The organism is Desulfovibrio sp. 6_1_46AFAA, from assembly GCF_000224635.1.
Classification (GTDB): domain Bacteria; phylum Desulfobacterota; class Desulfovibrionia; order Desulfovibrionales; family Desulfovibrionaceae; genus Desulfovibrio; species Desulfovibrio fairfieldensis.
In genome coordinates this window covers 661,740-668,906 of the sequence record NZ_JH114300.1, presented here as the reverse complement: position 1 = coordinate 668,906, position 7,167 = coordinate 661,740, and the positions used below count along the sequence as shown (strand labels likewise).

General features: G+C 45.2%; 7 protein-coding genes and 1 pseudogene. 4 read left to right on the top strand and 4 right to left on the bottom strand.

Going from position 1 to position 7,167, the window contains the following annotated elements; genetic code table 11:
* A pseudogene (locus HMPREF1022_RS16975) lies at positions 1-374 on the bottom strand (IS5 family transposase); the annotation flags it as partial.
* Positions 375-466: 92 nt separating this feature from the next.
* Here HMPREF1022_RS16975 and HMPREF1022_RS16970 point away from each other — a divergent pair.
* From HMPREF1022_RS16970 to HMPREF1022_RS16960, 4 genes are all read left to right on the top strand, one after another.
* Entirely contained in the window at positions 467-643 is a 177-nt protein-coding gene (locus tag HMPREF1022_RS16970) for a helix-turn-helix transcriptional regulator (RefSeq protein WP_083823215.1), read from the top strand.
* A 119-nt stretch (positions 644-762) separates the two neighbouring features.
* Positions 763-1,905: a hypothetical protein gene (locus tag HMPREF1022_RS02745; RefSeq protein ID WP_009301770.1), complete on the top strand. Its 1,143-nt coding sequence runs from the start codon at positions 763-765 to the stop codon at positions 1,903-1,905.
* A gap of 9 nt (positions 1,906-1,914) precedes the next feature.
* Entirely contained in the window at positions 1,915-4,026 is a 2,112-nt protein-coding gene (locus tag HMPREF1022_RS16965) for an ATP-binding protein (protein WP_009301769.1), read from the top strand.
* 3 nt (positions 4,027-4,029) lie between these two features.
* On the top strand, positions 4,030-5,127 hold the full coding sequence (locus HMPREF1022_RS16960; protein ID WP_009301768.1) for a DNA methyltransferase: 1,098 nt from the start codon (positions 4,030-4,032) through the stop codon (positions 5,125-5,127).
* Positions 5,128-5,170: 43 nt separating this feature from the next.
* Here the strand turns inward: HMPREF1022_RS16960 and HMPREF1022_RS16955 are convergent, their stop codons facing one another.
* From HMPREF1022_RS16955 to HMPREF1022_RS02735, 3 genes are all read right to left on the bottom strand, one after another.
* Positions 5,171-6,025: an HNH endonuclease gene (locus HMPREF1022_RS16955; RefSeq protein ID WP_009301767.1), complete on the bottom strand. Its 855-nt coding sequence runs from the start codon at positions 6,023-6,025 to the stop codon at positions 5,171-5,173.
* A 129-nt stretch (positions 6,026-6,154) separates the two neighbouring features.
* Positions 6,155-6,478 (bottom strand): hypothetical protein, encoded by a 324-nt coding sequence (locus tag HMPREF1022_RS17915; protein ID WP_156802805.1) that lies wholly within the window; start codon positions 6,476-6,478, stop codon positions 6,155-6,157.
* Between the two features lie 207 nt (positions 6,479-6,685).
* The coding region (locus HMPREF1022_RS02735) for a DDE-type integrase/transposase/recombinase (RefSeq protein WP_009301766.1) at positions 6,686-7,167 on the bottom strand (482 nt) is incomplete at its 5' end.

Below are 7,167 nucleotides of genomic sequence, written 5' to 3'. Positions count from 1 at the left end.
AAGCTTGGTCGTCCAGCCGCCTCTGGACTTTCCGATGGACTGCGGACCTGTTTTTTTAAGGCCCCTGTTCCATCGGGATGAACCTTAACAATAGTACTGTCGAGAGAAACTGCTTCTATTTTAAGGCGGAGTATCTGCTCTTGTTGAAGGCGTTCAAATATACGGTCAAGAACTCCGTTCTTGCTCCAGCGGTTCATGCGCGTGTAGATGCTGTGCCAACAGCCAAAATTTTTCGGCAGTCCACGCCATTTACACCCATGCTCCGCAACGTACAGAATCGCATTCAACACCTGGAGATTGTCAAAATGGACATTACCTCTTTGGCGCGGGAAGCAGTCAGCGATTCTCTCATATTGTTCGCGAGTAATTTGCATAAGACATTCTTACGGAATACTCGCTCTTTGTCAAATAGTGTTAACAGGCCCTAGAGAAAATCCTCGCGCCGGTCGCTGAGGTGATTTGCGAAATGGAGCGTATACGCCGGAAGGAGTATCTGACGGAGAAAGAGGCGGCACTGCTGTTTTCATTGTCGGCGGCGACGTTGAAGACGCAAAGGAGCCGGGGCGGTGGGCCGAAATATACACGTAAGGGCGCACGGGTTCTTTACTTACGACAAGACGTTGAGGACTATCTGCATAAGTAAAAAATGCTTGGGCTCCATTTGGTGCGCCCTTGATCCGCGTGTGGTGTTTAAGCTCATAATAGATTAAGCTGTTGCCAATAGACACTTATCCACATCGCGAACACCCTTTAGGATAGCAGATGATCGATCCAACAACGCAGGCCCAGCTCAAAGAGGCTATTGCAGATTGCATAGGTTCTGACCGTGGCATTTTAGATGCTCTTAGAGAAGAAATTCGGCCTCTTAAATCTGCAACTCGCCAAATACAGGCGCGAGCTACAACATCTATCTCGCTAGTCGCCACAGATGGCGGCAATAACCAACTACAGTTTGATCCATTTTTAATTCAACTTATTCGCGTAGTTGACAGCAGTAATAATGAATATTGCTTAGAAGCTGTGTCTCCAACGACGCCGCTTGAAAAACTCGATAAGTTTCAATTTAATCTGGACGGCACACCACGAACAGCTCTTGGCAAAATGATGAGGTTTTTGGGCGTTGATAGCTTGTCGAAATTATCTCATATGATCAGGCCTACAAAAAAAGGTGAGCCGGTATCTCCCAGTTGGGTTCAAGTGTATAGAGAACTTGTTGAGTGGGCGATTTTGTTTGCACTGCTTGACAAAGACTTTGGTACGGACACCTTGATTATTTGTGACGGCTTACTGAGAAGTAAGGTTTTTGCTCAAGATCTCTTCCCCAAATTACTCAACGGCATAAAGGGCCGTATAGAAGATCACTACACTAACAGCCGCCGACAAATTCTACTTGCTGGTGTAGCAAAACACAGCAAAGTGCTTTCTCGTTATCGTTTGGCGATGGCCTTGGAAGGCGTTCTCCTGACGGACTACCCCGCGTATGTAGAAGTGCCAAGAGAAGTTGAAGAACGCGCATACGTTTGGTCAGAGTTTGCACGGGGGGATGATCGAGCAAGTGATGGGGGTGAGGTAAACAAATTTGTCGGCGGAAAAATGTTTTTAGTTAAGTTTGGGAATCGTAAGCGTGACCCTATTTGGCCAGTTGATATTTTTCTCCCACAAATTTCCAATTCTCAACTGATTTTAGGCTCTATGCTAACGGATGCGATTAACGGCTTTCCTGTTCCACATTATCCTCGCTGTTTGCAAAAAGCACACGAAAACGCTGCATTGGTCGATTTTGACTTTGATATTTTGCAAGACTTCATTTACGAGGGTGTTCGTGAGAGTCTTGGGGCGCAAGCTGAACTGCTAGATGCTTTTCAGTTACAAGACGCTGATCCTGCTCAGCGTAGGTATAGTTAAGGAGAATACATGCCTGATATCCAGCTTTTTCCTACAGAGCAGATAGTCGGTATTTTTCGAGGGTTCCAGCAAGGGGGAATGGAGTTCCATGCGGATTTGGTTTTACCTTACCGCAATGAATTTCAAAATATACCCATGCATGGGCAGTTCATCCTTGTCCAACTCGAAACACCTGATGAAGCCGTTCTAGGCCGTATTGCGTCTTTTTCTTCAGAGGGTAAGCTTTCTCACGGTTCTGGGGAAGAGTTTAATATCAGAGCCGTCCGCGATGGCCGACCAATCCCGGAAGATTTGCGCGAACAATATTTGAAGTATCGTGTGAATATAAGAGTTCTTGGAATATTGAGAAAAAATGGCAACGGACTAACATTTGTTCCATCACATCGTCGGTTGCCCCATGTGGGAAGCAAAGTAGCCTTTCCAAGCGATGAGGTATTACGTGAAGTAGCTGCGCACAATTTAGAAGGAGCGCCGATTGGGCATTTGGCTTTTGGTGAATATATATATGCCAACGGTTGCAAAAATTTTGAAACACAAGAATGGATGCAACTCCTTTCACCTGAAGTCCAAGTCCACTTTCCCATTGAATCACTGGTTGCGCGAAGGAGCTTCGTCTTTGCACGTGCAGGCTTTGGCAAGTCAAATTTAAATAAACTACTTTTCAGCAGACTTTACAAAAATACGCCTCATGTAACCAAACGTGGAGACCGTAGAGTACCGGTAGGCACCGTAATTTTCGATCCAGATGGTGAGTATTTTTGGCCAGATGATAAAGGCCGCCCAGGATTGTGTGATGTTCCTGATTTGGAAGATAAGTTAGTCGTATTTACTGATCGCAGAAGTCCCAGCCCCTTCTATCAATCTTTTGTTGCTGGCGGTATAAGACTAGATATTAGGAGGTTACGTCCGAGCGATGTCATTGCAATCGCTCTTTCGCCAGAACGCCAAGATCAGCAGAACGTTCGTAAGTTGCGTGGATTATCGCAAAACAGATGGGAAGATTTGGTTAATATTATTGACGAAAATGGCAACTCGACACCATTAACAGATATTTGTCGTTTGTTAGATCTTGACCCGCAGCGACAGGAAGCAGAAGCTCTTGCGGCACGCGGAAATATGACTGCGATAGTAAGAATGCTGCACAGTAGAAGCAGCCAACTCATGGATATGCTTACGCAGGCTCTTTCTGACGGTAAACTTTGTGTTATTGATGTCTCTCAAATGCGTGGTGGGCAGTCCTTAATTTTATCCGGATTAATTCTAAGGCGTATTTTTGATCGAAATCAACAAGAATTTACTGCGGCTGATCCCAATACCATTCCTACTATTGCGGTAGTTGAAGAAGCTCAGTCTGTATTAAATGAAAATGCGCCAGCAGCTGAACCATATGTAGCTTGGGTAAAAGAAGGCAGAAAATACGATCTTGGGGCACTGCTAATTACTCAGCAGCCTGGGAGTATTCCCGTTGAAATTCTTAGCCAGGGAGACAACTGGTTCATTTTTCATCTTTTGTCTGCGGCCGATCTTGCTTCGCTAAAACGCGCCAACGCCCACTTTAGTGATGATCTATTGAGTTCTCTTTTGAATGAACCAATTCCGGGGCAGGGAGTGTTTTGGAGCTCAGTTGGCGGGAAACCATATCCTATCAGCCTGCGTATTTTATCTTTTGAAAAAGAATTCAGCATGTTGGATAAGGAATATAATCGTCCAGCAGGAAACACTTATGCTCAAGCATTATTGGGGAATGGAAGTAGTTGTAATTCCCCTGCCTCTGTCGAACCTTGTCAAGCAACTCCGCCAGCTGGACTTCTTGAGCCTATAAGAGAAGATGATTGTGCCCCTATTGATGTCATGGGAAAAATCAGAGAACAAGCTATCGAAGCCCTGAAGCTTGATCGAAACCTCATTGATAAAATTGAATCTCATGAAGGTGTCGCCTGGGGAGCGATTAAAGCCTTTTTGCTTACCAAAATTCCACAGCATCTTGATGATAGAGATACATTTGCCTATCAATTGGTAAAGATCGCTATGGACACATTATATGGTTCTCAGGATAGTGGTTGGGAGGCCTATCGTAACCCAGAGCGAAACGGTACATCCTATGTTCGCTCAAAGGGTTAGCCCGTGAAGAAGATTCCAGATGCTGCCCTTAATGGGCTATGCCCATACTTCACAATGTTTCCACTCGATTTTCCCTTTAAGATACTTGCCCGAAGGGCGCGTAAGGGGAGCCTCGTTTTAGATCCTTTTTGTGGCCGAGGGACCACTAATTTTGCAGCAAGGCTATTGGGATTAGACTCTCTAGCGGTTGATTCTAGTCCTGTTGCCACTGCGATTACAGCAGCAAAACTCGTTGCCGTAACGGCAGAAGAGATCGTGGGCGAGGCCCAAAAAATCCTTGAAGAAAGCGGCAATTCAGACATCCCGCAAGGAGAGTTCTGGGAATGGGCTTTTCATTGTGATGTGCTGCGATCTGTCTGCATACTGCGGGATAGCTTTTTGAAAGACTGCACTACTGGACCGCGTATCGCCCTCAGAGGGTTAATTTTGGGTGCCCTTCATGGGCCGAGACAAAAAACATTTGCCAGCTACCTTTCAAACCAATGCCCACGCACTTATGCGCCTAAACCAGCTTATTCAGTCCGCTTTTGGAAAGAAAAACAACTTACGCCTCAGCGCGTTGACGTGATTGGCGTTATCTCACGCCGGGCAAAACGCTATTATTCTGAACTCCCTACAGTCTTTTCCGAAGTGCGCTTATCCGATAGCCGCAAGGGACACTCTTTCTCCCTTGGCACCGTTTCTTCTGGGTTTAATTGGATCATTACCTCTCCTCCGTATTATGGAATGCGAACCTACATTCCAGACCAATGGTTAAGAAACTGGTTTGTCGGGGGGGCTGACACTGTTGATTATAGCAACGACAGGCAAATTGCCCATTCAACTCCAGAAATTTTTGTGGATAATTTGCATCGTGTTTGGCAAAACGCGGCCGAAGCGTCTAATCCTGAAGCCAGATTAGTCATTCGTTTTGGCGGCATATCTGACCGCAAGGCAAATCCGCTTGAGTTAATCAAGCAGTCGTTGATCGACAGCGGTTGGCGACTCTCGGCTATACGAAGAGCGGGGACATCAGAAGAAGGCAAGCGACAAGCGGATTCATTCTTGCGAAAAAAGTCCGTTCCGTTATGCGAATATGATATTTGGGCGAAGAAAGCTTAACCGCGACTTCTTCCATGCATGCTTCCTTCGAAATATTTTTCTGTTAGCTATTAGCCTTTTTTACTTCTGCAATCATTATGTGATGAAGTTTTTCAAGGTTTTTCTGGGTAAGATCTTTAAGCGATTTTAGAGGTTTCTTTAAGCCAAGCTTAATCTCTGCGACTTGGTATAATTGCTCTTTTGATAAGCCGAGCTCATTGGAACGTGCATAAATTGGCTTGTAAAAGCTTTGCTTCCATTTCTCAGTATTTGTTCTTCTGAGTTTTGGGCGTTGCATAGCTATCTGAGCGTATAGCCAGGCAATTGCCTTTTCCGAATCGCTGATAGCAATTTCTTTGTAACTGGTAACCGCGAACTCTTTTTTTAAGCTCGCCCATATTTTGGCGCCAGCTGTTTTTGCTGCCTTTCCAGCAGCTATATTTAAGTCAATGTACTCTGTAGCAAGTTCTTGAATTTTTCTAGCTGTCTCGTTGGATATATGCTTTCCGCCAGGGTCTGTCGTGACAACCGTTTTCTTGACGACTCTCTCCGTCTTGATGGTAACATCTCCGCCAGCAACAACATTATTGTTTCCTCGAACATTTTGGACTTGATGAGAAGAGTTAGCGGATACGGGTTGATTTAACTCTTTGACATTCGCGTACCAATTATCACGAATTTTTTTAAGCTCCGCTTCTGAAAACTTTCTCCCCTTTGGATGTTCAGGATTGTAGTGTCCAACCTCTGCATGGCAGTCAAAGCATAGGGGTATACAATTTTCGAATGTGTCAGATCCGCTCTTGCTTTTAGGTTTAATGTGATGCAGCTCGATCCTGGTTCCACAGAATTTATGACAAAGGCAACAGCACCTTTGGCACGAGACAAGAACATCATCAACAACATTTTCACAAAATCCCATGCCTATTAGCCTCCATATATTTGCATATCAATATTTTATTTTTTACGAAACGCGATACTGAAAAGTTTCAGAATTAACTCTGAGGCAGCGATGGGTTCAAAATTTTTACTATGCTTTCCGCAAATCTTTCTAGGATGGAATATCTTGAATCTTTGTTGATGTTAAAAAACTAAAAATATTTGTATAGCTAATGCCCTCTTCAGAAATTTTTGTAGCGGCATAATTGCGCCAATCCAAGTTGCCTGTTCCAGGAAAATTCACCCATAACTCTCTTATAACGCTCATCGCCTTTTCTGCCCATTGGGTCAAGCTCTCAGCATGAATAAAACACAAGCTGCCAAGGTGTGGCCTTGCTGCATCATCAACAGATAACGCCCGAGAACAGAAAACTGGAGCGAAGGTGACACCTGGGAGTTTTTCTTGCAAAAAATTTGGATGCCCATTTGCTTGCAATACTTTTCTCTTAGGAATGACAGCATCTTTTTCTGTGTCAGTATAGTCTTCAAATACGATTCCAGTGTTACCAATAAACCACCAAGGATCTGGCCCACCTTGCTCTGATGAGTTGTCCGCAAAAAGTCCTAATAGTTTCCCAAGAGAAACTTGTGCCGCCTCAAAGTGGTCTGCGTCTTTTCCGTTTAATCCTTGGAGTTGCCCCTGCTAAACCGGACACTCCAAGTTTTGCAATGAACGGATAAACTCACGAGGTGAGAGCATCCGGAGGGCCTTATGTGGGGCATTTTCATTATAGTCTTCAAACCAACCGGAAAGCTGCGCCATCACAGTTTCGGCATCCGATCGATCGTTGCAGAAGACGTAATCCCGTTTGAATGTTTTGACGAGAGCTTCAGCCATACCGTTGCTTTGGGGGCTGCGAGATGGAGTAAACTTGCTGACGATGCCCAGCGCGGCGGCAAAAGTTATTGTTTCTCTCGCCGTGTAGCAGGATCCGTTGTCGGAGAACCATTCAACTGGCTGCAATGTTTTGACATCCCCAAACCGCTTTTCAACGCATGCCAGCATGACGCTTTGCGCCATGTCAGCACTGTACCCACCAGTGGTGGCGGAATAGGCCATCACTTCTCGGTCGCAAGTATCTAGGGCAAAAATAACGCGCACCCGCTCACCGTTGTCGCAGGCAA

Excerpts from the sequence above, each read along its gene's own strand:
- HMPREF1022_RS16970 (WP_083823215.1), top strand. The coding sequence starts at position 467 with ATGGAGCGTATACGCCGGAAGGAGTATCTGACGGAGAAAGAGGCGGCA.
- HMPREF1022_RS02745 (WP_009301770.1), top strand. The coding sequence starts at position 763 with ATGATCGATCCAACAACGCAGGCCCAGCTCAAAGAGGCTATTGCAGAT.
- HMPREF1022_RS16965 (WP_009301769.1), top strand. The coding sequence starts at position 1,915 with ATGCCTGATATCCAGCTTTTTCCTACAGAGCAGATAGTCGGTATTTTT.
- HMPREF1022_RS16955 (WP_009301767.1), bottom strand. The coding sequence starts at position 6,025 with ATGGGATTTTGTGAAAATGTTGTTGATGATGTTCTTGTCTCGTGCCAA.